The organism is Actinomadura parmotrematis (assembly GCF_019458805.1).
Lineage (GTDB): Bacteria > Actinomycetota > Actinomycetes > Streptosporangiales > Streptosporangiaceae > Spirillospora > Spirillospora parmotrematis.
This window is the reverse complement of record NZ_JAIBOA010000008.1, coordinates 1-24,224: the sequence shown is the minus strand read 5'-3', so window position 1 is coordinate 24,224 and position 24,224 is coordinate 1. Positions and strand designations below refer to the sequence as shown.

The following is a 24,224-nucleotide window of genomic DNA, read 5'->3' as shown; positions in this document are numbered from 1 at the left end:
CGGGCTCAATGGGGGGAATTGCGTGGATGCGGCACTTTGATCACATAGATACCGCTCTGCGCAAGCACCTGTTCTTCCGCCACCCCCGCGGCTTCGACCGGCACGACGACCCGGCGGTGCTCGCCGTCGCGCTCGGCGCCACCCTCTACACCCCGGCGATCCGCCCGCGTCTCGCGGACGACGTCGCCAAGGCCGCCGCGCGGGGCGTGACGAGCCTGGTGGTGTGCCTGGAGGACGCGGTCGCCGACGCCGACCTGCCCGCCGCCGAGGCCAACGCCGTCGCCCAGCTCCGGCTGCTGCACGAGCGGGGCGGCCCCGCGCCGCTGCTGTTCGTCCGGGTCCGCGCCCCCGAGCAGGTCGGCGACCTCGTGGAGCGCCTCGGCGACGCCGCCGCGCTGCTCACCGGGTTCGTCCTGCCCAAGTTCACCGGCGCGTCCGGCGGCCCGTTCCTGGACGCCGTCGCCGCCGCCGCGGACCGCACCGGGCTCCGGCTCCTCGCCATGCCGGTCATCGAGAGCCGCGAGGCCGTCCACACCGAGACCCGCGCCGACCTGCTGCGCGAGGTGGCGCTGCTGCTCGCCAAGCACCGCGAGCGGATCCTCGCCGTCCGGATCGGCGCGACCGACATGTCGTCGGCGTACGGGCTGCGCCGGCCGCCCGACCTCACGATCTACGACATCGGCCCGGTCGCCGGGGTGATCGCCGACGTGGTGAACGTCCTCGGCCGCGCCGACGGCACCGGCCACGTCGTGACCGGCCCGGTCTGGGAGTACTTCTCGGCGGGCGAGCGGATGTTCAAGCCGCAGCTCCGCCAGACGCCGTTCGAGGCGCAGCAGGCCGTGCCGCTCCGCAGCCGCCTCATCGGCACCGACCTGGACGGGCTGATCCGCGAGGTGCACCTCGACAAGGCCAACGGGCTGACCGGCAAGACCGTCATCCATCCGAGCCACGTGGCGGCGGTGCACGCCCTGTCGGTCGTCACCCACGAGGAGTACTGCGACGCCGCCGACATCCTCGGCGTCGCCGGGGGCGGCGCGATGGCCAGCTCCTACGCCAACAAGATGAACGAGGCGAAGCCGCACCGCGCCTGGGCCGAGCGGCTCATGCTGCGCGCCCACGTGTTCGGCGTCGCCGCCGAGGACGTCACGTTCGTCGAGCTGCTCGAAGCGGCGGGCGCCCGGTGAGGCGCGGCGGCACCTGGCCGGGGGAGTGGGTCTCCGCCCGGCTCGGCGTCCGGGTGACCGGCGACGGCGTCGACGACCTCGTCGGCCTCGCGGTGCGCCGCAACCCGCGCCGCGCCCACCTGCTGGTGTCCGGCGTCCTCGGCAAGCACGTCCCGACCGAGCCGCGCCTCGTGTACGGGGCGGGGCTGCTGCTCGGCGAGGCGGTCCGGCTGCGGCTGCGCGGCCGCGACACCGGCGCCGAGCAGTACCTGCCGTTCCTCGCCAACGCGCTGCGCGGCACCCGCGGCGCGGCGGGCGCGCTCCGCGACCGGCTGCGCGAGCCGAAGGGCGGCGTGGACGCGGTCGTCCTCGGCTACGCCGAGACCGCGACGGCCCTCGGCCACGCCGTCGCCGACGCGCTCGGCGACGCCTACTACCTGCACTCCACCCGCCGCCGCCCCGGCGCCGGCCGCGACGTCTACGGCGGGTTCGAGGAGGAGCACAGCCACGCCACCGGCCACCTGCTGGCGCCCGCCGACCGCGCCGCGTTCGACCGGGACGTCCCGGTGGTGCTGGTGGACGACGAGCTGTCCACCGGCCGCACCGTCCTCAACACCGTCCGCGCCCTGCACGCCGCCCGCCCCCGGTCCCGCTACGTCCTCGCCGCCCTGGTCGACATGCGAAGCGAGGCCGACCGGATGCGGCTGCGCGACCTGGCCGCCGAGCTCGGCGCCCGCATCGACGCCGTCAGCCTGGCCGCGGGCCGCGTCGAGCTGCCCGTCGGCCTCGCCGAGTCCGCGCGGCGGCTCGTGGACGAGCTGGCGTCCGGGCCGCCGGAGGTCGTGCCCGCCGGGGTGTTCGCGACCGAGCGCGTCGACCTCGGCTGGCCCGCCGGCGTCCCGGCGGGCGGCCGGCACGGCTTCGTCCGCGACGACCGGCTGCGGCTGGAGAAGGAGCTGCCGGAGATGGCGCGCCGCGTCGCCGCGCAGCTCCCGCCGGGCGCCGGGCGCGTCCTCGTCCTCGGCACCGAGGAGCTGATGTACGCGCCGCTGCGGCTCGCCGCCGCGCTCGCCGACCTGCTGCCCGCCGCCGATGTCCGCTTCTCCACCACGACGCGCTCCCCGGCGCTCGCCGTCGACGACCCCGGCTACGCCCTCCGCACGCGGCTGGTGTTCCCCGCCCACGACGACCCCGCCGACGGGCCGGGGGAGCGCTACGCCTACAACGTCGACGACTCCTTCGACGCGATCGTCCTCGTCACCGACGCGGCGGGCGACACCCCCGAGCTGGCCGCCGGGCTGCTGCCGCTGCTGGCGGGCCGCGCGCCCGTCCTGCTCGCGGTGATCCCCGAGGAGGGCGCGTGAGCGCGGTGCCGCTGCACGGCCCGGAGTTCGGCAGCTACGCCGCCGACGACGTGACGTGGCTGCTGACGGACCTGTCGGGCGCCCGCCTGGAGGCGCCGACCGAGGAGCGCGAGGCCGCCATCCAGGCGGGCCGCGCCCACTACGCCGAGTCGCTGCCCGTGGAGTACCAGCCGGGCCCGGCCTACCAGCGGCTGTTCCACGACGCCCTCGCCGCGTCCGCCGAGCGCCTCGCCCACGCGACCGGCCTCATCACCGAGCTGGTCCTCGCCGAGCGCGGCCCGGACGCCGTCCTCGTCTCGCTGGCCCGCGCGGGCACGCCCGTCGGCGTCCTCGTGCGCCGCTGGGCGCGGTTCGCGCACGGCCTCGACCTGCCGCACTACGCCGTCAGCATCGTGCGGGGCCGCGGCATCGACACCGTCGCCCTGGACCACCTGGCGGCCCGCCACGACCCGTCCCGGGCGATGTTCGTGGACGGCTGGACCGGCAAGGGCGCGATCACCCGCGAGCTGGCGGCCGCCGTCGCCGGCACCGGCTTCCCGGCCGACCTCGCGGTGCTGGCCGACCCCGGCCACTGCACGCCGCTGCACGGCACCCGCGACGACTTCCTCATCCCGTCGGCGTGCCTGAACTCCACGGTGTCGGGCCTGGTCAGCCGCACCGTCCTGAACGCCGACCTGATCGGGCCCGGCGACTTCCACGGCGCCAAGTTCTACGCCGAGCTCGCCGGCGCCGACGTGTCGAACCTGTTCCTGGACACCGTCTGCGCCCGGTTCGGCGACGTCGCTGAGCGCGTCGCCAAGGACGCCCCGGCGCTGCTGGCCGCCGACCGGGCGCCCGACTGGTCGGGCTGGGAGGCGGTCCGCCGCGTCGGCGCCGCGCACGGCGTCGACGACCTCAACCTGGTGAAGCCGGGCGTCGGGGAGACCACGCGGGTGCTGCTGCGGCGCGTCCCGTGGAAGATCCTCGCCCGCGCCGACGCCGGCGCCGACCTCGCCCACATCCGCCTCCTCGCCGAGGAGCGCGGCGTCCCGGTCGTGGAGGTCGCCCCGGACGACCTCCCGTACGCCTGCGTCGGCCTCATCCACCCCCGCTTCGGCCAGGGGGCCGTCCAGTGAGCGTGGGCGGCCGCGCGTCGTCTGGACTGACGAGCGCAGGGAGCCTGCGACCGGAGCGAGGAGGGAAGGCGGCGCGTGAAGCGGCCGCCCACCGCCGAGCGGAGGCGAGGCAATGAGCACGGTCCTGGTCTGCTCGGATCTCGACCGGACGATCATCTACTCGGCGGCGGCGATGGGGCTGTCGGGGCCGGACGCGGCGTTGCCGCGCGTGCTCTGCGTCGAGTTCTACGGCGGTGCGCCGCTGTCGTACATGACCGAGACGGCCGCCCGGACGCTGGAGGAGCTGGCGCGCGCCGCGGTGCTCGTCCCCACCACCACCCGCACGCCCGAGCAGTACGCGCGCGTCCACCTGCTGCCCGAGCCGCCCGCCTACGCGATCTGCGCGAACGGCGGGCACCTGCTGGTCGGCGGCGTGGACGACGGCGACTGGGCGGCGGCCGTCCGGGGCCGCCTCGCCGAGCAGGCCGCGCCGCTCGCCGAGATCACCGCGTACCTGGCCGGAACCGGCGACGGGTTCGTCCTGAAGCGCCGCACCGCCGCCGGCCTGTTCGCCTACAACGTCGTCGACCGGGCCTCCCTCCCGGACGGCTGGCTCGCCGACCTGTCGGGCTGGTGCGCCGAGCGCGGCTGGCGGACCTCGCTGCAGGGCCGCAAGGTCTACTGCCTGCCCGGCGGGCTCACCAAGGCCGCCGCGGCCGCCGAGGTCGCCGCCCGTACCGGCGCCGCCGCGACGCTCGCCGCGGGTGACTCCCTGCTGGACATCGAGCTGCTGGAGGCCGCCACGTGCGCGCTGCGGCCCGCGCACGGCGAGCTGCACGACGCCGGCTGGACCTCGCCGCGCACGGCCGTGACCGCGGCGTCGGGCATCGCGGCGGGGGAGGAGATCGTGGCCCGGCTGCTCGCCCTCGCGGAAGACCTTTCCGCGGTTCCCGCCCCCCGGTAGGGAATCGACGGCCCCGCAGGGGTCGCGGACGCGGCCGTCCCCGGCGACAATCACGGTGGACCCAAGGGTGGCGACGAGGCGATCGGGGGTTCGCGCAGAGATCATGAGTGCCCGTCTCACCGGCGACGAGACCGCGCTCTGGCAGGCCGCTGCCAGGGTGCTGGACGCCAACTGGACCGGGGCGGCGACGGTTCCGTCCCCGGGCCTGTACCCCCACCAGTGGAGCTGGGACGCGGCCTTCGTCAGCATGGGCCTCGCCCGGCACCGCCGCGACCGCGCCGAGCGCGAGCTGCTGTCGCTGTTCGGCGGCCAGTGGGCCGACGGGCTGCTGCCGCACATCGTCTTCAACGGCACCCTCGCCCGCGACGCCTACTTCCCCGGCCCCGACCTCTGGCACAGCGAGCGCCAGGGCGCCGCGCCGAACGGCGTCCGCACGTCGGGGATCGTGCACCCGCCGCTGCACGCCCTCGCCGCGCTGCGGCTGCACGAGACCGCCGCCGACATCGAGCGGAGCCGCGCGTTCCTGCGCCGCCTGTATCCGGCGCTCGCCGCGCAGCTCGGCTACCTGGCCACGTGCCGCGACCTGGACGGCAGCGGCCTCGTCGCGATCTGCCATCCGTGGGAGTCGGGCCTGGACAACAGCCCGGCGTGGGACCGGCCGCTCGGCGCGCTCCGGCTGCCGCCGACCGCGTACGCGCCGCGCCGCGTCCCGCGCGCGCTGCCGACCGGCGAGGACTACGACCGCTACGTGTGGCTCGTCACGCTGCTCCGTGATGCGGGCTACGCCCCGTCCTACCTGCGCGACGAGCATCCGTTCGCGGTGCAGGACCCGCTGGTCAACGCGACCTACCTGGCGTCCGCGCACGCCCTCGCCGAGATCGCCGAGATCGTCGGCGCCGATCCGGTGCCGCACCGCGAGCGCGCGCACCGCGTCCACTACGCGCTCCTGGAGCGCCTCTGGGACGGGGAGACGGGCTGCTTCCGCGCCCGCGACCTGCGCGACGACCGGCTGCTGCCGGTGGTGACGCTCGCCTCGTTCGGGCCGCTGCTCGACCCCGAGCTGCCCGCGCCGATCGTCCGCAACCTGGTCGACCTGCTCTTGTCGGCGCGCTTCGCGGGCGCCGCCGGCTACCCGGTGCCGACCTGCGACATCCAGGCGCCCGCGTTCGACCGGGGCGGCTACTGGCGCGGCCCGACGTGGGTGAACACCAACTGGCTGATCTGGTTCGGGTCGGTCGCGCACGACCTCACCGTCGTCGCGGACCTGCTCTACGGCTCGACGCTGCGGCTCGTCCGCCAGTCGGGGTTCCGCGAGTACTTCGACCCGTTCGACGGGACGGGCCGCGGCAGCCACGACTACAGCTGGTCGGCGGCGCTCGTCCTGGACCTGCTGGGCGCCCGGCGCGGCTCCCGCGCGGCCTGATCGCCTACGGTGGGGCCATGCGCCTTCTCGGGTCCTCCCGGCTCCCCGCCGCCGTCCGCGACCGCCTCGACCTCGCCCGGGGCGAGCGGGCCCTCGCGTCCGCGCCGACCCGGGGCGGCTCGCACGTCGTGGCGACCTCGCTGGCCCTGCACCTGCCCACCGCCGAGGGCGGCTTCGCCCGCGTCCCGTGGGAGCGGGTGGACCAGGCGTCCTGGAAGGACGGGTGGCTGCACGTCCAGGAGACCTCGGGCGGCGCCGGGCACCACGTCCGGCTCACCGAACCGGGCTCGGTGCCCGAGACGGTCCGGGAGCGCGTCACCTCGACCGTCCTCGTCACGCAGAACGCACCCCTCCCCGGCGGCGGCGCCGTCCGGATCGCCGGACGGCGCTCGCCCGCCGGGGGCGAGGTGCGCTGGTCGATGGTGTTCGAGGCGGGCGCCGACCCCACCGACCCGGGTCTGCGCGCCCGTGCGGAGCAGGTCCTGGAGGACCTGCGCCGCCAGACGGGCCTTTAGCGCGGCTGCCCGGTCCCCTTGGGGCCCGAGGCGAGCGGCGTGCCGGCGGGCTCGGCCGTGACCGGCGGGGCCGGGGCGGGCTTCGGCGCCGGAGCGGGCTTGGCGGTGGAGTCGTCGGACGAGCCGAGGCCCGGCACCTTGTCGCTGACCTTGGCCGGGACCTTGTCGCGCGCCGTGGCGGCGAGCTCGGTGGCCTTGTCCTTGGCGGTGCCGGCGGCCTGCTGCACGTTCGGGTTCTCGGTGAAGCGGCGCGCGTACTCCTGGATCTGCGCGTACCGCTCGCGCCCGGCCTTGGTGCCGAGCACGTAACCGGCGGCCGCGCCGGCGAAGAACGAGAGACGGATCTTCATGTGGGGACCCCCTTGGTCGTTGGTGACGGCCCTCTACCCCGGAAAATCCGACTCACCCATCGGCGTCGATATGGATGCGCGAACCACTGCTCGGATGCGCTAATCTAAACGTGCTGCCGGGGACGGAAGAGCCCCGGGAGCAGCGACGATCCCGCGTAGCTCAATCGGCAGAGCAGCCGGCTGTTAACCGGCAGGTTAGTGGTTCGAGTCCACTCGCGGGAGCCACTCGACGCCAGGGCCGCCCTCCATCCGGGGGCGGCCCTGGCGCGTTTCTCAGGCCGTGGCGCGGGCCAGGACGCAGAACTCGTTGCCCTCGGGGTCGGCCATGACGGTCCAGGGGACGTCGCCCTGCCCGATGTCGGCGGGCGCCGCGCCCAGGGCTTGCAGGCGGGCCACGTGCGCCGCCTTGTCGTCGCCCCGGTCGGGGGCCAGGTCGAGGTGGAGGCGGTTCCACCAGGTGCGCGCGGCGGGGGTGCGGAGGAACTCCAGGTAGGGGCCGACGTTCGCGGGCGAGCGCAGGCGGACGTGGTCGCCGGTCGTCTCGTGCGCCGTCCAGCCCATCGCCTCGCCCCAGAAGCGGGCGAGGGCGCGCGGGTCGGCGCAGTCGACGACGACGGCGGCGATCGGACCGGTGTCCCGGTAGAGGTCGCGGGGTTCCAGGACGCAGAACACGTTGCCCTCGGGGTCGGCCAGGACCGTCCAGGGGACGTCGCCCTGGCCGATGTCGGCGGGGGTCGCGCCGAGGTCCCGGAGGCGGGCGATCAGTCCGGCGTGGTGGGCGGGGGAGGTGGTGGCGAGGTCGAGATGGACGCGGTACCGGACGGTTCCAGGGTCGGGGACGGCGACGACGTCCAGGCAGACGGCGGTGGGGTTCGGCCAGGCGAAACCGGCGGGTTCGACGTGGGTCACGCCGGGTTCGCGGCCGGCCGCCGCCCAGCCGAGCGCGTCCGCCCAGAACCGGCCGAGCGCCGCGTCGTCGCGGGCCTTGGCGTTCACCTGGACGAGTTGCAGAGCCATCCGGTGATCGTAAGGGCCGCGCGCCCCGGCCGCCCCCTCGTCCGGCCGGGGCGCGCGGCGGTCTACCCGGCGGCGGGGACGGAGCCGCGCCGCACGCCGACGGCGGCGAGGACGGCGCCCGCCAGGCAGAGCACGGCCGTCACGGCCGCGGCGGTGTGCACGCCGTTCATGAACGCGTGCCCGCTGCCCTCGACGACGGCGGCGCGCAGCTGCTCGGGCATGGACGCCGAGACGGGCGCGACGCCCATCGACACGGCGTCCTCGGCCTCGCCGAGCCGGGCGGCGGCCTGCGCGGGGACGCCGGCGCCGGTCAGCTCGTCCACGAGCGTGCCGCCGACCCGGCCGCTGATCAGCGACACCAGCACCGAGGTGCCGAGCGCGCCGCCGACCTGCAAGGCCGTGGCCTGGAGGCCGCCCGCGACGCCGCCGTCCCGCACCGGCGCGTTCCCGACGATCGCCTCGGAGGACGCCGACATCACCATGCCGACGCCGAGGCCGAGCGCGACGAACGGCGGCCAGAACGCGCCGTAGGCCGAGTCGCTCTGCCAGGTCAGCATCCACAGGGACGCGCCGGCCTGCAGCAGCATGCCGATCGGCATCGACACGCGGGCGCCGAACCGGTCGGTCACGGCGGCGCCGAGCGGCGCGGCGACGACCGAGGCGAGGCTGAGGGGCAGCGTCCGGACGCCCGCTTCGACCGGCGAGAACCCGCGCACGTTCTGCAGGTACAGCATGATGAAGAAGATCGAGCCGAGCAGGGTGAAGAAGTTCACCGCGGTGATGACGGTGCCGATCGTCAGCGCGGGGCTGCGGAACAGCCGCATGGGCAGCAGCGGGTGCTCCCGCCGCGTCTCGTGCCGGCAGAACAGCGCGAGGACCGCCAGGCCGGCGGCGAGCGAGCCGAGCGTCCCGGCGGCCGTCCAGCCCCACGTCTCGCCCTTCACCACGCCGAACACCAGCACGACGAGGCCGAGCGCGAGCAGCACGACGCCGCCGACGTCGAAGCGGTGGTGGCCGGTGGAGTCGCGGCTCTGCGGCAGCACGAACGCGCTGACGGCGAGCGCGAGGACGCCGACGGGCGCGTTGATGTAGAAGACCGACTCCCAGCCGACGTGCTGCACGAGCAGCCCGCCGACGATCGGGCCGAGCGCGGTCGACACCGACGACACCATCGCCCAGATGCCGACGGCCATGCCGAACTTCTTCGGCGGGAACACCGCGCGCAGCAGGCCGAGGGTGTTCGGCATGAGCAGGCCGCCGAACAGGCCCTGGAAGGCGCGGAAGACGATCACACCGGCGATCGAGCCGGACAGCCCGATCGCGACCGAGGCGAGCGTGAACCCGGCGACGCCGACGAGGTAGAAGGTACGGCGCCCGAACCGGTCGCCGAGCTTGCCGCCGAGGATGAGCGAGGCGGCGAGGGCGAGCAGGTAGGCGTTGGTCACCCACTGGAGATCGGCGGTCGAGGCGTGCAGCGCCCGGCCGATCTCGGGGTTGGCGATGGACACGACCGAGCCGTCCAGCCCGACCATGAACAGGCCGAACGCGACGGCGACGAGCGTGAGCCAGGGGTTGGCCCGGCGCCCGGACGGCGCCGGGGCGGCGCCGCTCGCGGGCAGGGTCGATGAGCCCGTGGGGGCAGTGGACATGGAGGAGCCTTGTCTTCGGGAGCGCGCACGCGGGCGCGGAACGTTCTTCGGGAAAGGAGGGATCAGCCGCGGAGGGCGGGCAGCGACGCCGCGAGCGCCGCGAGCGCGCCGGTGGCCGACCCCAGCGCGGCCTGCTCGCCGTCGCTGAGGGCGCGGAGGGCCTGGGCGAGGAAGGCGCGCTTCAGCCCCTCGACCTCGGCGAGGCGCTCCAGCATGAGGGGGGTCGGCAGCAGGTGCGCGACCCGCCGGTCCCCGCCGTCGGCGCGGCGCTCCAGCAGGCCGTGCCCGACGAGCTGGGACACCAGGGCGCTGGCGTTGTTCGGCTTGACCAGCAGCGCGGACGCCGCCTCCCGCACGGTGACGCCCGGCTGCTCGGCGACGAGCCGGAGCAGCGCGAGCTGCCCCTCGGGCAGCGGCGGGTAAGGGAGCGTCTCCCGCACGTGCCGCTCCATCGCCCGGTTCAGCGCGGGCAGCAGCGGCACCAGGGCCGCGGCCGTGGCGTCGATGTCCTGCGCGGACGGGCGGGAGGCGGTCACCGGGCGATAATACCTATGAAGAGATACCTATGCCAAAATACCTGTCCCCGTAACCGCCTCCGGCCTGCGCGGCGGGCTCTAGGCTCGCCCCATGGACGCGTGGCGCGATTTCACCGAGACGCTGCGCGGCTGGACCGTCGAAGACCTGGGCGGACTGCTCGCGCGCCGGCCGTGGCTCTCAGCCGGGAGAGCGCCGCGGAGCCTCGCCGACGCGGCCCGCGCGCTGCTGTCGGACACCTCGACGCGGCTCCTGCTGGACGCTCCGCTCCCGCTCGTCCAAGTCCTCGCCGAGGCCGTCGCCCTCGTCGACGCGTCGAACGACTTCGACCACGACTTCGCGTTCTTCGCGTCCGGCCTGCCGGGCCTGCCCGCCCTCCCTCCGGTGACGCTGGAGCGGGCCGCCCTCGCCGCCCGGTTCGCGCACGCCGAGACGGCCCCGGACGGAACGGGCTTCGCCGATGTGCTGCGGGAGCTGGAGCGGCGCGCCCTGCTCGTCCCGGTGGCCGGGGACCGCCTCGCCATGCCCGCCGTGATGATGACACTGCTGGACGCGCGGGGCGCCTACGAGGAGCCGTCGGTCTTCGAGGCCCTGACGCGGGAGTTCGCCGCCCCCGCCGTCCGGCGCATCGCCGGCACCCTCGGCCTGCCCAACGGCACGCGGACGGTGAGCGACAACGAGATCGCGCTCCTGCTCGGCGAGCCCGGCCTCGTCCGCGAGATCGTCGCCGGCGCGCCCGCCGAGGCCCGGCGGATGCTCCAGCGGCTCGTGGACGAGAGCTCGGGGCTCGGCACCCACTGCTTCCAGCGGGACGGCGCCCGCTTCGTGTTCCGGGACGGCGGATCGGGCGACCCCGACACCGACTGGCTCGCCGCGCGCGCCCTCATCGTCCCGCTGGACGACGACATCGCGGTGGTGCCGAAGGAGGTCGCCGACGCGCTGCGCGGCGCCGCCCCGCTCCCCGAGCTCAGCCTGTACCCGGGAGCGCTGCCGTCCGGCGCGCTGCCTCCGGGGGAGCCCGCCGGGCAGGCGCAGGCGGCCGTGCTGGAAACGCTCGACCGGGTCGGCGCGCTGCTCGCCGAACTGGCCGGACGGCCCGCCGCGCCGCGCAAGTCCGGCGGTCTCGCCGTGCGGGAGACGGCGCGGCTGGCCAAGGCGCTCGGCGCCGCCGAGGACGAGGCACGCCTGTGGATCGACCTCGCCGCCGCGGCCGGTCTGCTGGCCGTCTCCGGCGCGGGGCTCGCGCCCACCGCCGCCGCGGACCGCTGGCGCGCGGCGTCGCCGGGCGAGCGGATCGCCGTCCTCGTCGCCGCCTGGTACCGCCACGAGCTGGTCATCACGGACTGGCCGCGGGAGGACGACGCTCGGTCCGTGGCCCTGGCCGCCCCCGACGACCCGTCCGCTCCTGCGGTCCGCACCGCCCTGCTGGAAGCCCTCGCGACCCTGCCCGAGGGGCAGGGCGCGTCCACCGGGCTGGACACCCTGCTGCTGGCCGTCATCTGGTTCCGCCCCATGGCGTTCGCGTCCGCCCACGACGTGCCGCCCCGCCTCGACGCCACTTACGGCGAGGCCAGGGCGCTCGGCCTGGTCGCCGCGAACGCGCTGACCGGCCCCGGCCGGGTGCTGGCCGAGCGCGGACCCGACGAGGAGCGGATCGCGGCGGCCGTGGACGCGATGCTGCCGCCGCTCCAGGAGCGCGCCTACTTCCAGGCGGACGGGATCGCCGTCGTCCCCGGTCCGCCGGCGCCGCGCCTCGCCGCCCTGCTCGACGCCGCGGCCGAGCGCGAGGGCAGGGGAGGCGCGGCCGTCTGGCGCTTCACCGACGCGACGATCCGCGCCGCACTGGACGCGGGAACGTCCGGCGAGGCGCTGCTGGCGTCGCTCGCGACGGCCTCCGCCGTCCCGCTGCCGCAGACGCTGGAGTACCGGATCAAGGACGTCGCCGCCCGGCACGGCCGGGTCAAGGTGGTGCCCGTCGCCTGCTGCCTCCGCTCCGACGACGAGGCGCTCCTGGCGGAGCTGGTCGCGCACCGCGCGCTGGCGTCCCTGCGCCTGCGCGCCCTCGCCCCGACCGTGCTGGCCTCCGCCGAACCGCCCGCCGCGACGCTGCACGCCTTGCGCGCCGCCGGCTACGCCCCCGCCCAGGAGGACGGGACCGGCGCCCTCGCCGTCGAACGTCCCGCAGCGCCGGCGGCCGCACCCCGCCGCGCGGGCCGCCGATCCCCCGATCCTCTGGAACTGGCCCGCCGTCTACTCGACGGCTGAGGTCCGGTCCGGTCGGGACGCGCGCAGGGCGGTGTCCAGGGCGCTCATGAGCCGGGCGACGCGGTTGCCCGCCGCCGGGGCGGGCGGGTACCGGCACAGCACGTCGACCAGGGTGGGCGTGGCGCGCTGCCGGGCCTGCTCGATCGACCGTTCCGCGGCGGCGGGGTCGCCGCCCGCTTCCAGCTCGGCAATGCGGGCGGCGCTCGCGGCGGCGCGCAGGATGTGCCCCACCTGGGTGGCGCGCGCTATCGGATGCAGGTAGGCGGCGGCCGCGGCGTCGCCGGCGCAGCGCGCGGCGAGCCGCGCCGCCTCCGTGCCGGCCTCGGCGGCGGCCCGGTGCGCGTCCGTCGAGGCGGTGCGCTGGAGCCCGGTCCGTCGCGCGCCGTCGGCGAACGTGCGCGCCGCGTCCAGAGCCGCGCGCGGGCGGGGGTCGCCGGGGACGGACTTCTCGAACACCGCGAGGACGTCCTCGGCGCTGGTCGCCGCGTAGCGCGCCACGGCCCGCAGCTCGTCCATGGTCAGCTCGAAATCGCCGGACATCGTCGCCTCAGGACCGGGCGAAGGCGATGTCGAGGCGGTCGAAGGCGGTGGTGGCGCGTTCGCGGGCGCGGGCGGCCACGTCGTCGGCGGAGGCGCCGGTGAGGAGCTCGCCGACGTTCTCGCCGGTGAGGTGGCGGAGCGTCGCGGAAACCAGCGCGGCCATGAGGCGGGCGGCCTCGTCGCCGCCGAGGGCCTCGGCGAGGAGCTGCTCGCGCCGGTGCTGGCCGAGCTGGAAGCGGGCCATCAGGGCGGGGCTCTCGGAGACGAGGCGGAAGACGCCGAGGACGCTCGGGATGTCGCACATCCCGACCGCCGGGTCGCGCCCGTCGACCCGGGAGAGGTGCAGGTCGCGCAGGGCGCGCAGCGGCTCCGGGCTCTGTGCCGCGACCGCCGCGTCGTCGCCGACGTGGTCCTCGGCGGGCCCGAGGACGAGATCCTCCTTGGAGCCGAAGTAGTTGAAGAAGGTCATCTTCGAGATGTTGGCGGCGAGGGCGATCTCCGCCACCGACGTCTCCTCGAAGCCGCGTTCCAGGAACGCCTCCATCGCCGTGTGCCAGATCGCCCGCCGCGTCTCCGCCTTCTTGCGCTCCCGCAGTCCCATCTCAGCCATGGACAACACTGTACCAGGTCGAAAATTAATCTCGATAAAACTATTGACCGAGTACAAGATTCGGTCGTACGGTTCTCCCATGACGAACCCGATGACCGACGCCCAGCGCAAGGTCGGCATGCTGCTCTGCCTCTTGACGATCATCCTGGCGATCCTCGACCAGAACATCGTGACCTCGGCGATCGTGCCGATCGCCCGCGATCTCGACCCGGCCCACGGCGTCGAGCACGTCTCCTGGCTGGTGGCGTCGTTCACCCTCGCGGCCACCGCGGTGCTGCCCCTCTACGGCCGCCTCTGCGACCTGTTCGGCGCCCGGCCGGTGATGCTCGGGGCCATCGGCACGTTCCTCGCCGGCTCGGCCCTCTGCGGGGCCGCCCAGAGCATGACCGAGCTGATCGCCTTCCGGGCGGTGCAGGGCCTCGGCGCGGGCGGCCTGATGAGCGTGACGATGGTGATGATGGCGATGCTCAAGGGACCGGAGGAGAAGAAGGGCCCCGGCGGCGCGGCCGGCCTGGTCGGCGGCCTCGGCATGGCGATCGGCCCGCTGGTCGGCGGCCTGCTCGCCGACCACGCCGACTGGCGCCTGATCTTCTACGTGAACCTGCCGCTGGGCCTGCTGATCATCGCCGGGCTGCTGCTGGTGGTCCGCCTGCCCCGCGCCGCCCGCCCCGCGACCTCCATCGACTTCGCCGGCGCCGCGCTGGCCGCCCTGTTCGCCTCCGCCCTCCTGCTCGTCGCCGAATGGGCGGGCACCACCTACGCCTGGTCCTCGCCGCAGATCCTCGGGCTCGGCGCGGCGGCCCTGGCCACGCTCGCCCTGTTCCTGTGGCGGCAGGCGACGGCCGAGCACCCGATCCTGCCGCTGACGCTGTTCCGCGTCCCCGAGATCCGGCTCGGCTTCCTCGTGCAGGGCCTCGTCGGCGCGGCGATGCTCGGCGCGCTCGTCTACCTCAGCGTCTACCTGCAGACCGTCCGCGGCGTCGACGCCTCCGCGGCGGGCCTCTACCTGGCCTTCACCGCCGCCGGCCTGGTGGTCTCCGGCGTCCTCGCGTCCCGCCTGGACCTGTCGGACCGGACGTTCCTCCTGCTCGGCACGGTCCTGGCGGCGGCCGCCCTCGGCGGCATCGCCCTGATCGGGACGACCACCTCGCTCTGGCTGATCCGCGCCGACATGACGCTGTTCGGCCTCGGCCTCGGGTTCCTGCTCGGCCGCCTGATCACGGTCGTCCAGGGCGCCGCCCCCGCCCCCCAACTCGGCGTCGCCACCACCGGCATCCGCTTCTTCCAGTCCCTCGGCGGCGCCGTCGGCGCGGGCGCCCTCGGCTCCCTGCACACCGCCGCCACCCACCACGCGGCCGCGGCGGGCTCCTCCCCGGCGGCCTCGATCGTCTCCGGCACCCACGCCGTCTTCCTGGCGGCGTCCCTCCTCGCCCTCCTCGCCGCCGCCGCCGTCACCCGCCTCCCGAGCCGCACCGCCCCTGCTCCCGCTCCCGCACCCGCCGCCGTCCCCGACCCCCAGGAAGCACAGGTCGCCTGACTCCGGCACCCTGCTCCGCCCCATTGACCGGTGCCGCGTGTGCGGCCGGAGCACCGCTCCGGCCGCACACGCGGCACCGGTCATTCGAGACCCCGCCGCCCGATCTCCCGACAGAGCTCCTCAAGCGTGGCCGCACTGACGAGCCCGCGCGGCGTGGCGGCCCACCACGAGCGGGTGGCGTCGCCCCACCAGCAGGGGAGATCGGGAAAGCGCCTGCGGAACTGGCCGGGGGTCATCGGCGGGAGGTCGGACGCGGTGTTCCGGCGGCGGGCCTGCCCGGCGAGCGCGGCGGCGATCCAGGGACCGAGCCGCGCCGTGACCTGCCGGGCCGCGCGGGCCGGGTCGGAACAGGAACCGACGATCGAATCGGTGCTGGACAGGTAGCAGGGCCCACCGGTGGCGGGGTCGGCGACGACGGTGATCGTCTCGCCGAAGTCGGGAACGGCGGACGCGGTGACCCGCAGCGACGGGGAGCCGTGATGATCGTGGACGGCCGTCCGCCATCCCTCGCGGGCGAGGGCCTGGGCGAGCCGGTCCAGCGCGACGCGGGCATCGGGCCGCTGCCGCCACCGTGCGCGCGAGACGATGCGCCGCACCGTGCGCGCGACAGCGGCCGGGCCGCTCACCGGACCGTTCACCGGGCCGCTCACAGGAACGCCCGGCGGGGGAGCGGACGGCGCGCGGCACGGTCGCGCTCGATGCGAAGTTCCGCGCGGAGGGCTTCGGCGCTGGTGCGGATGACGGTCGGATCCACTCCGGCGGCCGGGTCGTGGAGTGTGGCCACCCAGTCGCCCAACCGCCCGTCGTAGCGCACGGACCGCCAGATCCGGTGGCCGGGGAAGTCGAGCCGCAGGGCGGCGAGCGCCAGGTCATCGAGGCGGGCGGGCAGGTTCGACAAGTCGATCACCTCGCAGGATGGTTTCTCTGAGTTACGGCTACTCAGCCTGCTGTGATCGGGTTATCGTCGAGAAGGGCCGGAAGCGCAGAGCGGCAAAGTCCCGGATCCCCTTCGGAAAGTCCCCCTGGTTTCCCTCCTCGCTCCCTGGAGATCGCCATGCCGCGCCGCCCCCGCGACCCCGGTGTCCCGCAGTCCCCCGCCGAGTACTTCGGCACCGAGCTCCGCGCCTACCGCGAGGCCGCCGGCCTCGGCCGCCCCCAGCTCGCCGCCAAGCTCGGCTACTCCGCCCAGTGGATCGGGCAGGTCGAGGGCGGCAAGGCCGGCTGCGCCCCCGGCGAGGAGTTCGCCAACGACTGCGACACCTGCTTCGGAACGAACGGCACCTTCCACCGCATCTGGAAGTGGAACCAGCAGGTGGGGCAATTGGAGGTGCTGCTGCCTGGCTTCGCCGAGTATCTGCGCCAGGAAGAACAAGCCGTGGTCATTCACAAGTACGAGGCCATGGCCATGCCGGGGCTTCTGCAGACACGCGAGTACGCCTACGAGATGCTCAAGGAAGGACGCTCGGCAGAAGAGACCGATGAACTGGTAAGCACGCGACTGCGGCGCGCACGCATTCTTGAAGGTGAAGATCCATGCCATGTGGTCGTTGTCTTCGACGAGGGCGCCGTGCGTCGTGCGGTCGGGAACCGAGGGGTCATGCGGGCGCAGGTTCAGCACCTGATCTGTCTTGCGCAACGCAGGAACGTGACGCTTCACATCATTCCCAGCAGCAAAGGCGTCCATCCGGGGCTGCCCGGAAGCTTTACAACATTGGAGTTTGAGGACGGCAGTCGATCCGCCTATGTTGAAGGGTACATGGGTGGGCAGTTGATCGAGCGGGGTGATGTTGTCCGCGGTTACGCACTGTGTTTCGACCTCATCAGGGGCGCCGCCCTACCGACGGATGAGTCCCTTGTGCTGCTCCAAACAATCTTGGAGGAACTATGCTGACTTCTGATTTGCACTGGCGAAAGAGTGGCCGCAGTTACAACAACGGCGGAGACTGCGTAGAGGTGGCTGACCTGGGGCTAGTGGAGTGGCGCAAGAGCAACCGCAGCACCGACATCGGCGGCAACTGCGTCGAAGTGGCTGGCCTGCCCCAACTTGCGTCTACGTGGCGCAAGGGCAGTCGGAGCTTTAATAACGGCGGTGACTGTGTGGAGGTGGCCGGCCTGCCTCACTCGGGTTCCGAGTGGCACAAGAGCAGTCACAGCTACGACAACGGTGGTCAGTGTGTTGAGGTGGCGCGCCTTACGCCGGCCATCGCGTTGCGTGACTCCAAGGACCCTGACGGGGCCAAGCTGATCCTGCCGTCCAAGGCGTGGCGGGAGCTCGTCGCGAGGATCTCCGAGGGCTCGCTCGACCTCGGCTGACGGCTCGGCTCGCGGACTGCGCGTGGCGAGGGGCGTGAGGACGGCTCTTCTGCGGGCATGTGGGGGCCATGAGGTTGTTCGTGGGGACGTCGGGGTGGCAGTACGACGACTGGCGCGGTGGGCTGTATCCGGCGGGGGTGGCCAAGAAGCGGTGGCTGGAGCGGTACGCCGAGTGCTTCGCGACGACCGAGCTGAACGCCTCCTTCTACTACCCGGTCGGGCGCAAGACGTTCGAGGGGTGGCGGCAGCGGACGCCCGAGGGGTTCGTCATGGCGGTGAAGGCCGGGCGGACCCTCACGCACCGGACGCGGCTCAAGGAGCCGCGCGAGGCGGTGGAGGCGATGGTCGAGGCCGCGCGCGGGCTCGGAGACCGGCTCGGGCCGTTCCTGGTGCAGCTCCCGCCGACGATGCGGGCCGAACCCGAGCGGCTGGACGCGACGCTCCGCGCGTTCCCGAAGGACGTGCGGGTCGCCGTCGAGCCGCGCCACCAGACCTGGTGGACGGACGAGGTGCGGGGCGTGCTGGAGCGGCACAACGCCGCGCTCTGCTGGGCCGACCGCGAGGACGCGCCCGTCGCGCCGCTCTGGCGGACGGCGGACTGGGGGTACCTGCGGTTCCACGAGGGGACGGCCGAGCCCTGGCCCATGTACGGCGAGGACGTCCTCGACGCCTGGCTGGAGCGCCTCGGCGAGCCGCGCGGGGACGACTGGTACGTCTACTTCAACAACGATCCCGGCGGCGCTGCGGTCCGCAACGCCGTGCAGTTCGCGGAGAAGGCGCGGAAGGCGGGCTGGGACGCGACCCGGACTCCGGCGGAGTTCCCCGAGTCGCTTCTCCAGCCCGCCTCGCGCGAGTGGAACACCCCTGACTAGGCGCGGGGCTAGGAGACCTTCTTGGCGTTCTGGATCGCCTTGGTCAGGTTCTCCAGGATCGGGGCGGCGCCCGCGTAGGAGAAGACCGGCTCGGCCTGCCAGCTGATGACCTGGTCCGCCTTGACGGCGGGCAGGTCCTTCCAGGTGGGCTTGGACTCCAGGTCCTTCGGCTGGAGGGCCTGGGTGCGGGCGTCCAGCAGGATCAGGTCGGCCTTGTACTTGTCGGCGTTCTCCCAGGACAGGCCCTCGAAGTAGTCGTCCTTGTCGAGCTTGTCCGGCACGATGATGTCGACGCCGAGCTGCTTGAAGTACATGAGGTCGCTGTTCTTGCCGGGGTTGGAGGCGTAGAACAGGTCGGCGCTGCCGGAGGCGGCGAGCACCTTCAGGCCGGGCTTGGCGGCCGCGGCGGCCTTGAGGCCGGCGGCGGCCTTGTCGAAGCGGGCCTTGTCGGCCTTGACCTTGTCCGAGTCCAGGTCGGCGCCGAGGGCCTGCGCGAGCTTGGCGTAGTGCTCGATCGGGGTCGGCAGCGGCGCCTCACCGGTGGCGACGCCGACCGACGGCGCCAGCTTGAAGATCTTGTCCTTGCTCTCGGCCGGGACGTAGAACAGGTTCGGCTTCACGAACATGTGGTCGACGAGCAGCTCGGGCCGGAGCGCGGCGTACTTCTCGATGTCGAACTCGCCGTAGGCGTTGCCGATGATGGTCGCCTTGTCCGGGTCGAAGCCGCCGATCTGCGCGTCGGGCGTGCCGTCCTTCTTCTTGGCGGGGCCGTAGACGCCGACGATCTGCTTGTCGATGCCGAAGTCGTGCAGGGCCGCGGCGGCGCCGACGTAGGTGACGACGCGGGTCGGCGCGGACTTCAGCTCGATCTTCGTGCCGCGGTCGTCGGTGTAGGTCCAGGGGCCGCTGGACGCCTTGGCCTCCGCGGCGCCCTTGTCGTCGGAGCCGCAGGCGGTGGCGGCGAGGCCGATCGCGACGGCGCCGGCGGCCGCCAGCAGGCGGCGGCGGGTGAGGGGGGTGGGGCGGTGGAGCGACATCACGGTCCTTCGGGATGAACAGAATAGGATGCCCGATACCGGGCGTTTCGGGCTTAGGTTAACCTAACCTAAGCCAACGTCCCGGAGAGGCCCCCTGTGACCACCGCCATGTCCCCGGACCGGACGGCGGCCCCCGTGCGCGCGTCCGGCAGCCGGGGCCGCCGCGCGGCCGGCCTGCTCGGCGCCCTGCTCGTGCTCGGCGCCGTCCTCGCCCTCAGCATCGCGGTCGGCGCCCGGCCGCTGCCGCTCGGCCAGGTGTGGGACGGCCTGTTCCACGAGGGCTCGCCCGCCCGCACCGTCGTGTACGAGCTGCGCCTGCCGCGCACGCTGCTCGGCCTGCTCGCCGGCGCCGCGCTCGGCCTCGCGGGCGCGGTGATGCAGGCGCTCACCCGCAACCCGCTCGCCGACCCCGGCGTCCTCGGCATCAACGCGGGCGCCGCCGCCGCCGTCGTGACGGCGCTGTCGTTCCTCGGCGTCACCTCCTTCCTCGGCCTCGTCTGGTTCGCGTTCGCGGGCGCCGGCGCCGTCGCCGTGCTGCTGTACGCGGTCGGCGGCGGCCGCAGCGCGACGCCCGCGCGGCTCGCGCTCGCGGGGTCGGCGCTGAACGCGGCGCTGTACTCCTACGTGAGCGCCGCCCAGCTCCTGGACACCGCCTCCCTGGACCGGATGCGGTTCTGGACGGTCGGCTCGCTCGCCTCCGCCGACGCGGGGACCGTCGCCCGGCTCGCCCCGTTCGTCGCCTGCGGCGTGGCGGGCGCGCTGCTGGTCGCGCGGCCGCTGAACGCGCTGTCGATGGGCGACGACGCCGCCCGCGGGCTCGGTGCGAACCCCGCGTGGACGCGCGCCGCGTCGATCGCGGTCGTGACGCTGCTCTGCGGCGCCGCGACCGCCGCGTGCGGCCCCATCGTGTTCGTCGGGCTGATGGTGCCGCACCTCGTCCGCCCGTTCACCGGCCCCGACCTGCGCTGGCTGCTGCCCTACAGCGCCGTGCTCGCGCCCGTCCTGCTGCTCGTGTCCGACGTCCTCGGGCGCGTCCTCGTGCGGCCGTCGGAGCTCCAGGTCGGCGTCGTGACGGTCGTGCTCGGCGGCCCGTTCTTCCTCTACTTCGTGCGCAGCCGGAAGGCGGCCGACTCGTGAACCACGTCCGTGCCGGGGGAGTGTCGCTGCGGTTCCGGCCGCGCGCGATGGTGGTGACGGCGCTGCTCGCCGCCGCCGCCGCGGCGCTCGCCGTCGTCGCCATCGGCGGCGGCGAGTTCTCGATCGGGCCCGCCGACGTGGTGCGCGTCCTGCTCGGCGGCGGCGACCCGGCGGACGCCTTCATCGTCCGCGAGCTGCGGCTGCCGCGCGCGGCGGCCGCCCTCGCCGTCGGCGCGGGCCTCGGCCTGTCCGGCGCGATCTTCCAGTCGGTGTCGCGCAACCCGCTCGGCAGCCCCGACTTCATCGGCATCGGGCAGGGCGCGTCGGCGGGCGTCCTCACCTCGATCGTGCTGTTCGGCGCGGGCACCGCCACCGCCGCGACCGGCGCCGTCGCGGGCGGCCTGCTCGCCGGCGCGGCCATCCTCGCGATCACCGGGCGGCGCGGCACGCACGGCCAGCGGCTCGTGCTCGTCGGCGTCGGCGTCGCCGCGATGCTCACCGGCGTCAACAGCTACCTGCTCACCCGGGCCAGGATCGAGGACGCGGCGCGCGCGGTGCTCTGGCTCACCGGCAGCCTGGACGGCCGCGACTGGGCCGACACCGGGCCGCTGCTGATCGGCCTCGCCGTGCTCGTCCCGGCCGTGCTGCTCTGCTGCGCCCGCCCGATGCGGATGCTGGAGATGGGCGACGACGCCGCGCACGGCCTCGGCGTCCCGGTCGGCGCGGTGCGCGCCGGGCTCCTCGCCGCCGCGATCGTGCTCGCCGCGCTCGCCTCCGCCGCCGCCGGGCCGGTCGCCTTCGTCGCCCTCATCGCGCCCCAGCTGGCGCGCAAGCTCACCCGCACGCCGGGGCCGAACCTGCTGCCGTCGCTCTGCACGGGCGCGGTGCTGCTCGCCGCCGCCGACCTGGCGGGCCAGCGGGCCTTCCCCGGCCACCAGCTCCCGGCCGGCGTCGTCACCGGCCTGCTCGGCGGCGGGTACCTGGTGTGGCTGCTGGTCACCGAACGCAGAACGGGACGGATTTGAACGACACGCCAGCCATCGCCGCCCGGCTCGCCGGGACCGGCCTCACCCTCGGCTACGACAAGCGCACCATCGCCCGCGACCTGGACGTGGCCGTCCCCGACGGCTCCTTCACGGTGATCGTCGGACCGAACGCGTGCGGCAAGTCCACGCTGCTGCGCGCCCTCGCGCGCATCCTGAAGCCGGCGGCGGGCGAGCTCGTCCTCGACGGGCGGGCGCTCGCGTCCTGGCCCGCCAAGAAGCTCGCCCGCACCCTCGGCCTGCTCCCGCAGACCTCCATCGCGCCCGACGGGATCAGCGTCGCCGACCTGGTGGCGCGCGGCCGCTACCCCCACCAGGGGCTGCTGCGGCAGTGGTCGCGCGAGGACGAGCGGATCGTCGCCGAGTCGATGGCCGCGACCGGCGTCGGCGAGCTCGCCGAGCGCGGCGTCGACGAGCTGTCGGGCGGCCAGCGCCAGCGAGTGTGGATCGCGATGGCGCTCGCCCAGCAGACCCCGATCCTGCTGCTGGACGAGCCGACGACCTTCCTCGACATCGCCCACCAGATCGAGGTCCTCGACCTCTGCGCCGCGCTGCACGAGCAGGGCCGGACGGTCGTCGCGGTGCTGCACGACCTGAACCACGCGGCGCGCTACGCCACCCACCTGATCGCCATGCGCGGCGGGCGGATCGTCGCCGAGGGCGCGCCCGGCGAGGTGGTCACCGCCGCCCTCGTCGAGGAGGTGTTCGGGCTGCCCTGCCGCGTCATCGACGACCCGGAGACCGGGACGCCGCTGGTCGTCCCGGCGGCGCGGCGGAACGCGGTCGCGGAACCCGAAAGTTAGTTGTACTCTTAAAACCGTTATAGCGGTACAACCACTTGGGGGCTCCGTGCCCGACCTCTCCTACCGGCGGCGCCTGCTGGTGCTGGCGATCTGCTGCATGAGCCTGCTGCTGGTCAGCCTGGACAACACCATCCTCAACGTCGCGCTGCCCTCGATCCGGCGCGACCTCGGCGCCTCGGTCGCCGGGCTGCAGTGGACGATCGACGCCTACCTCGTCGTGCTCGCCTCGCTGCTCCTGCTGTCCGGCTCGACCGCCGACCGGATCGGCCGCCGCCGCGTCTTCCGGGCGGGCCTGGCGCTGTTCGGCGCCGGCTCGCTGCTCTGCAGCCTCGCCCCGTCGCTCGGCTGGCTGGTCGCCGCGCGGATCGTGCAGGCGGTCGGCGGGTCGATGCTGAACCCGGTGGCCATGTCGATCATCACCAACGTGTTCACCGAGCCGCGCGAGCGGGCCCGCGCGATCGGCGCCTGGGGCGCGGTCGTCGGCGTCAGCATGGCGGCCGGGCCGGTCGTCGGCGGGCTGCTGGTCGACTCGGTCGGCTGGCGGGCGATCTTCTGGCTGAACGTGCCGATCGCCGCCGCCGCGCTCGTCCTCACCGCGCTGTTCGTGCCCGAGTCGCGGGCGCCGTCGCCGCGCCGCCCCGACCCGCTCGGCCAGCTCTGCATGATCGTGATGTTCGGCGGGCTCACCTACGCGATCATCGAGGCGCCCGGCCACGGCTGGGCGTCGCCGCGGGTGCTCGGCACCGCCGCCGCGGCCGTGCTCGCCCTCGCCGTCTTCGCCCGGCACGCCCCGCGTACCCGCGAACCGGTCATCGATCCGCGGTTCTTCCGCAGCCTGCCGTTCAGCGGCGCGGTGCTCGCCGCCGTCAGCGGATTCGCCGCGCTCGGTGCGTTCCTGTTCCTCAACAACCTCTACCTGCAGGACGTGCGCGGGCTGTCGGCGCTGCACGCCGGCCTCTACCTGCTGCCGATGGCCGCGCTCACGCTCGTCGCCGCGCCGCTGTCGGGGCGGATCGTCGGCGCGCGCGGGCCCCGCCTGCCGCTGATCGTCGCGGGCGCGGCCATGCTCGCCGGCACGGTGCTCCTCGCGGGCTTCGACGCCGAGACCCGCGACCCCCTGCTGTTCGTCTCCTACGTGCTGTTCGGCCTCGGGTTCGGCGCGCTGAACGCGCCGATCACCAACACGGCGGTGTCGGGGATGCCGCGCGCTCAGGCGGGCGTCGCGTCGGCGGTCGCCTCCACCAGCCGCCAGCTCGGGCAGGCGCTCGGCGTCGCGGTCGTCGGCGCCGTGCTCACGGCGGGGACGGCCGGGGGCGGCGGGTTCGTCGCGGCCGCCCGGCCCGCGTACTGGATCATCGCCGGGTGCGCGCTCGCGGTGCTGCTGGTCGCTACGATCACCACGGGCCGGAGGGCGCGCGCCAGCGCCGAGCGGACCGCCGCGCTCCTCGCCCCCGCCGAGCCGAAGACCCCGGCGGTCCAGCGATGACCAGCGACGCCGCGGCGCGCGCCTGGCGCAACCTCAACCTGGTGCTGCAGGAGCGCGGGGACCGGCGCCGCCAGGTCGTCGAGGAGTGCGGGATGAGCTTCTTCCGGGTGAAGGCGCTCCGCCGCCTGCGCGCCGGTCCGCTCGCGCTGCGCGACCTCGCCGCCGAGCTGATGAGCGACCGCCCCTACACGACCCTGATGGTGGACGACCTCGCCGGGCGCGGCCTGGTCGAGCGCACCCCGAACCCGGCCGACCGGCGCTCCAAGATCGTCGCGCTGACCCCGGCGGGCGCGGCGCTCGCCGCCCGCGCCGACGCCATCCTGGAGAGCCCGCCCGCCGTCCTGGACGAGCTGCCCCCCGAGGACCTCGCCGCCCTCGACCGCATCGCCGCCCGCCTCGCCGCCCTCACCGACCGCCCCCGCGACTGACCCTCGGTCACCCCGGCGACCGGCGGGTCACAGGAGTGACCCCCCGGTCGCTTGCCGTTGAGTTGCGGCGTGTTGGCCCG

25 protein-coding genes and 1 tRNA gene are annotated in these 24,224 nt (G+C 74.6%); 17 read left to right on the top strand and 9 right to left on the bottom strand.

Annotated elements, in window-relative coordinates; all coding sequences use genetic code 11:
* Positions 1–26: 26 nt before the first annotated feature.
* The 6 genes from K1Y72_RS13910 to K1Y72_RS13885 all read left to right on the top strand — a co-directional run bounded on the left by K1Y72_RS13910 (position 27) and on the right by K1Y72_RS13885 (position 6,523).
* Positions 27–1,184: an HpcH/HpaI aldolase/citrate lyase family protein gene (locus tag K1Y72_RS13910; RefSeq protein ID WP_220166716.1), complete on the top strand. Its 1,158-nt coding sequence runs from the start codon at positions 27–29 to the stop codon at positions 1,182–1,184.
* Entirely contained in the window at positions 1,181–2,527 is a 1,347-nt protein-coding gene (locus tag K1Y72_RS13905) for a phosphoribosyltransferase family protein (protein ID WP_220166715.1), read from the top strand. The genes K1Y72_RS13910 and K1Y72_RS13905 overlap by 4 nt, the downstream gene beginning before the upstream one ends.
* A complete protein-coding gene (locus tag K1Y72_RS13900) occupies positions 2,524–3,642 on the top strand; it encodes a cysteine protease StiP family protein (RefSeq protein ID WP_308287061.1) in 1,119 nt (372 codons plus the stop codon). The genes K1Y72_RS13905 and K1Y72_RS13900 overlap by 4 nt, the downstream gene beginning before the upstream one ends.
* 112 nt (positions 3,643–3,754) lie before the next feature.
* Entirely contained in the window at positions 3,755–4,585 is an 831-nt protein-coding gene (locus K1Y72_RS13895; protein WP_220166714.1) for an HAD family hydrolase, read from the top strand.
* A gap of 103 nt (positions 4,586–4,688) precedes the next feature.
* Complete coding sequence (locus tag K1Y72_RS13890; RefSeq protein ID WP_220166713.1) at positions 4,689–6,008, top strand: amylo-alpha-1,6-glucosidase; 1,320 nt, start codon at positions 4,689–4,691, stop codon at positions 6,006–6,008.
* A gap of 17 nt (positions 6,009–6,025) precedes the next feature.
* Positions 6,026–6,523, top strand: a complete 498-nt coding sequence (locus K1Y72_RS13885; RefSeq protein WP_220166712.1) for a hypothetical protein — start codon at positions 6,026–6,028, stop codon at positions 6,521–6,523.
* On the opposite strand, the gene K1Y72_RS13880 is transcribed toward K1Y72_RS13885, so the two are convergent.
* On the bottom strand, positions 6,520–6,873 hold the full coding sequence (locus K1Y72_RS13880) for a YtxH domain-containing protein (protein ID WP_220166711.1): 354 nt from the start codon (positions 6,871–6,873) through the stop codon (positions 6,520–6,522). The two genes, K1Y72_RS13885 and K1Y72_RS13880, sit on opposite strands and share 4 nt — an antisense overlap.
* Positions 6,874–7,022: 149 nt before the next feature.
* On the opposite strand from K1Y72_RS13880, the gene K1Y72_RS13875 reads away from it, so the two are divergent.
* Positions 7,023–7,098: transfer RNA gene (locus K1Y72_RS13875), tRNA-Asn, on the top strand.
* Positions 7,099–7,146: 48 nt separating this feature from the next.
* On the opposite strand, the gene K1Y72_RS13870 is transcribed toward K1Y72_RS13875, so the two are convergent.
* The 3 genes from K1Y72_RS13870 to K1Y72_RS13860 form a co-directional block, all read right to left on the bottom strand.
* Positions 7,147–7,890: a VOC family protein gene (locus K1Y72_RS13870; RefSeq protein ID WP_220166710.1), complete on the bottom strand. Its 744-nt coding sequence runs from the start codon at positions 7,888–7,890 to the stop codon at positions 7,147–7,149.
* A 62-nt stretch (positions 7,891–7,952) separates the two neighbouring features.
* On the bottom strand, positions 7,953–9,539 hold the full coding sequence (locus K1Y72_RS13865) for an MFS transporter (RefSeq protein ID WP_220166709.1): 1,587 nt from the start codon (positions 9,537–9,539) through the stop codon (positions 7,953–7,955).
* A gap of 62 nt (positions 9,540–9,601) precedes the next feature.
* Positions 9,602–10,075 (bottom strand): MarR family winged helix-turn-helix transcriptional regulator, encoded by a 474-nt coding sequence (locus K1Y72_RS13860; protein ID WP_220166708.1) that lies wholly within the window; start codon positions 10,073–10,075, stop codon positions 9,602–9,604.
* Between the two features lie 91 nt (positions 10,076–10,166).
* On the opposite strand from K1Y72_RS13860, the gene K1Y72_RS13855 reads away from it, so the two are divergent.
* Complete coding sequence (locus K1Y72_RS13855; RefSeq protein ID WP_220166707.1) at positions 10,167–12,338, top strand: helicase-associated domain-containing protein; 2,172 nt, start codon at positions 10,167–10,169, stop codon at positions 12,336–12,338.
* Here the strand turns inward: K1Y72_RS13855 and K1Y72_RS13850 are convergent.
* Together K1Y72_RS13850 and K1Y72_RS13845 are read right to left on the bottom strand one after the other, a co-directional pair.
* Entirely contained in the window at positions 12,324–12,878 is a 555-nt protein-coding gene (locus tag K1Y72_RS13850) for a putative immunity protein (RefSeq protein WP_220166706.1), read from the bottom strand. The genes K1Y72_RS13855 and K1Y72_RS13850 overlap by 15 nt on opposite strands.
* Positions 12,879–12,885: 7 nt before the next feature.
* Entirely contained in the window at positions 12,886–13,488 is a 603-nt protein-coding gene (locus tag K1Y72_RS13845) for a TetR family transcriptional regulator (protein WP_220166705.1), read from the bottom strand.
* 79 nt (positions 13,489–13,567) lie between these two features.
* Here K1Y72_RS13845 and K1Y72_RS13840 point away from each other — a divergent pair, with 79 nt between their 5' ends.
* Positions 13,568–15,025 (top strand): MFS transporter, encoded by a 1,458-nt coding sequence (locus tag K1Y72_RS13840; RefSeq protein ID WP_220166704.1) that lies wholly within the window; start codon positions 13,568–13,570, stop codon positions 15,023–15,025.
* An 80-nt stretch (positions 15,026–15,105) separates the two neighbouring features.
* On the opposite strand, the gene K1Y72_RS13835 is transcribed toward K1Y72_RS13840, so the two are convergent.
* Together K1Y72_RS13835 and K1Y72_RS13830 are read right to left on the bottom strand one after the other, a co-directional pair.
* Complete coding sequence (locus K1Y72_RS13835) at positions 15,106–15,663, bottom strand: hypothetical protein (protein ID WP_220166703.1); 558 nt, start codon at positions 15,661–15,663, stop codon at positions 15,106–15,108.
* An 8-nt stretch (positions 15,664–15,671) separates the two neighbouring features.
* Positions 15,672–15,932, bottom strand: a complete 261-nt coding sequence (locus tag K1Y72_RS13830) for a hypothetical protein (protein ID WP_220166702.1) — start codon at positions 15,930–15,932, stop codon at positions 15,672–15,674.
* A gap of 147 nt (positions 15,933–16,079) precedes the next feature.
* Between K1Y72_RS13830 and K1Y72_RS13825 the strand changes: the two genes are divergently transcribed.
* The 3 genes from K1Y72_RS13825 to K1Y72_RS13815 all read left to right on the top strand — a co-directional run bounded on the left by K1Y72_RS13825 (position 16,080) and on the right by K1Y72_RS13815 (position 18,210).
* Positions 16,080–16,916 carry a helix-turn-helix domain-containing protein gene (locus K1Y72_RS13825; protein WP_220166701.1) on the top strand — a complete coding sequence of 279 codons (837 nt, stop codon included), beginning with the start codon at positions 16,080–16,082 and terminating at the stop codon, positions 16,914–16,916.
* The gene (locus K1Y72_RS13820) at positions 16,910–17,338 is read left to right on the top strand and encodes a DUF397 domain-containing protein (protein WP_220166700.1); all 429 of its coding nucleotides are present in this window, start codon (positions 16,910–16,912) and stop codon (positions 17,336–17,338) included. The genes K1Y72_RS13825 and K1Y72_RS13820 overlap by 7 nt, the downstream gene beginning before the upstream one ends.
* 68 nt (positions 17,339–17,406) lie before the next feature.
* On the top strand, positions 17,407–18,210 hold the full coding sequence (locus K1Y72_RS13815; RefSeq protein ID WP_220166699.1) for a DUF72 domain-containing protein: 804 nt from the start codon (positions 17,407–17,409) through the stop codon (positions 18,208–18,210).
* Positions 18,211–18,218: 8 nt separating this feature from the next.
* Here K1Y72_RS13815 and K1Y72_RS13810 read toward each other — a convergent pair whose 3' ends face one another.
* Entirely contained in the window at positions 18,219–19,247 is a 1,029-nt protein-coding gene (locus K1Y72_RS13810; RefSeq protein WP_220166698.1) for an ABC transporter substrate-binding protein, read from the bottom strand.
* A gap of 96 nt (positions 19,248–19,343) precedes the next feature.
* On the opposite strand from K1Y72_RS13810, the gene K1Y72_RS13805 reads away from it, so the two are divergent.
* Genes K1Y72_RS13805 through K1Y72_RS13785 form a run of 5 tightly spaced genes read left to right on the top strand, consistent with a single transcriptional unit; the run spans position 19,344 to position 24,144 of the window.
* A complete protein-coding gene (locus tag K1Y72_RS13805; RefSeq protein WP_308287060.1) occupies positions 19,344–20,384 on the top strand; it encodes a FecCD family ABC transporter permease in 1,041 nt (346 codons plus the stop codon).
* Complete coding sequence (locus tag K1Y72_RS13800) at positions 20,381–21,409, top strand: FecCD family ABC transporter permease (RefSeq protein ID WP_308287059.1); 1,029 nt, start codon at positions 20,381–20,383, stop codon at positions 21,407–21,409. Before K1Y72_RS13805 ends, K1Y72_RS13800 begins: the two co-directional genes overlap by 4 nt.
* A complete protein-coding gene (locus K1Y72_RS13795; RefSeq protein ID WP_258572421.1) occupies positions 21,406–22,230 on the top strand; it encodes an ABC transporter ATP-binding protein in 825 nt (274 codons plus the stop codon). The genes K1Y72_RS13800 and K1Y72_RS13795 overlap by 4 nt, the downstream gene beginning before the upstream one ends.
* A gap of 46 nt (positions 22,231–22,276) precedes the next feature.
* Entirely contained in the window at positions 22,277–23,716 is a 1,440-nt protein-coding gene (locus K1Y72_RS13790) for an MFS transporter (RefSeq protein WP_220166697.1), read from the top strand.
* Positions 23,713–24,144 (top strand): MarR family winged helix-turn-helix transcriptional regulator, encoded by a 432-nt coding sequence (locus K1Y72_RS13785; protein WP_220166696.1) that lies wholly within the window; start codon positions 23,713–23,715, stop codon positions 24,142–24,144. The genes K1Y72_RS13790 and K1Y72_RS13785 overlap by 4 nt, the downstream gene beginning before the upstream one ends.
* The last annotated feature ends 80 nt before the right edge of the window (positions 24,145–24,224 follow it).

Coding starts and splice junctions, on each gene's coding strand:
- K1Y72_RS13850 (WP_220166706.1), bottom strand. CDS start 12,878: ATGTCCGGCGATTTCGAGCTGACCATGGACGAGCTGCGGGCCGTGGCG.
- K1Y72_RS13840 (WP_220166704.1), top strand. CDS start 13,568: ATGACGAACCCGATGACCGACGCCCAGCGCAAGGTCGGCATGCTGCTC.
- K1Y72_RS13880 (WP_220166711.1), bottom strand. CDS start 6,873: ATGAAGATCCGTCTCTCGTTCTTCGCCGGCGCGGCCGCCGGTTACGTG.
- K1Y72_RS13815 (WP_220166699.1), top strand. CDS start 17,407: ATGAGGTTGTTCGTGGGGACGTCGGGGTGGCAGTACGACGACTGGCGC.
- K1Y72_RS13870 (WP_220166710.1), bottom strand. CDS start 7,890: ATGGCTCTGCAACTCGTCCAGGTGAACGCCAAGGCCCGCGACGACGCG.
- K1Y72_RS13890 (WP_220166713.1), top strand. CDS start 4,689: ATGAGTGCCCGTCTCACCGGCGACGAGACCGCGCTCTGGCAGGCCGCT.
- K1Y72_RS13895 (WP_220166714.1), top strand. CDS start 3,755: ATGAGCACGGTCCTGGTCTGCTCGGATCTCGACCGGACGATCATCTAC.
- K1Y72_RS13820 (WP_220166700.1), top strand. CDS start 16,910: ATGCTGACTTCTGATTTGCACTGGCGAAAGAGTGGCCGCAGTTACAAC.
- K1Y72_RS13845 (WP_220166705.1), bottom strand. CDS start 13,488: ATGGCTGAGATGGGACTGCGGGAGCGCAAGAAGGCGGAGACGCGGCGG.
- K1Y72_RS13885 (WP_220166712.1), top strand. CDS start 6,026: ATGCGCCTTCTCGGGTCCTCCCGGCTCCCCGCCGCCGTCCGCGACCGC.
- K1Y72_RS13810 (WP_220166698.1), bottom strand. CDS start 19,247: ATGTCGCTCCACCGCCCCACCCCCCTCACCCGCCGCCGCCTGCTGGCG.
- K1Y72_RS13910 (WP_220166716.1), top strand. CDS start 27: ATGCGGCACTTTGATCACATAGATACCGCTCTGCGCAAGCACCTGTTC.
- K1Y72_RS13825 (WP_220166701.1), top strand. CDS start 16,080: ATGCCGCGCCGCCCCCGCGACCCCGGTGTCCCGCAGTCCCCCGCCGAG.
- K1Y72_RS13865 (WP_220166709.1), bottom strand. CDS start 9,539: ATGTCCACTGCCCCCACGGGCTCATCGACCCTGCCCGCGAGCGGCGCC.
- K1Y72_RS13785 (WP_220166696.1), top strand. CDS start 23,713: ATGACCAGCGACGCCGCGGCGCGCGCCTGGCGCAACCTCAACCTGGTG.
- K1Y72_RS13855 (WP_220166707.1), top strand. CDS start 10,167: ATGGACGCGTGGCGCGATTTCACCGAGACGCTGCGCGGCTGGACCGTC.